Below are 548 nucleotides of genomic sequence, written 5' to 3' on the forward strand. Positions count from 1 at the left end.
GAAGGATTGAGCCCCGCCAGACGCGCGACATCGACAGCCGCCTCGGTATGGCCGGCCCGGATCAGCACACCCCCGTCACGCGCACGAAGCGGGAACACATGCCCGGGCGAGTTGATGTCGGCAGGTCCCTTCGACGGATCGGTTGCCACTGCAACTGTCCGCGCCCGATCATGTGCCGAAATCCCCGTGGTCACACCGTCGCGTGCCTCGATCGACAAGGTGAAGGCCGTTTCGTGACGGCTGCCGTTTTTCGGCGTCATCAACGGAAGGCCATCGAAGCATTGGTAACAAACGATGGCCCATTGGAGGAAAACCGTCCCTTCGCCCTGTGATATTTTTAAACCGTCAGGCCGCCATGTTCGATTATTTTCATTAANTTAATTTTTTATTAACCACTCCACGAACATTCCATCTCTCAACAAGNAAAACAGTCCNGGGGTGGTGTATGGGTGTTGCGTGGGTCGACCTTGTGCGGATCGAGGCTATCGCGGCTTTGGCCTGTATTGCCGCCTTTATCGGCAGGGCTTTATTAACACGGCGCGCCAATG

Annotated in this window: 1 pseudogene; it reads right to left on the reverse strand. The window is 56.7% G+C overall.

From position 1 onward, the window contains the following. Window positions 1–272, reverse strand: a pseudogene (locus TR36_RS14290) (3,4-dihydroxy-2-butanone-4-phosphate synthase); the annotation flags it as partial. Window positions 273–548 lie beyond the last annotated feature (276 nt).

It is taken from the genome of Falsirhodobacter sp. alg1, from assembly GCF_000739715.2.
In the GTDB taxonomy this organism is placed as follows: domain Bacteria; phylum Pseudomonadota; class Alphaproteobacteria; order Rhodobacterales; family Rhodobacteraceae; genus Falsirhodobacter.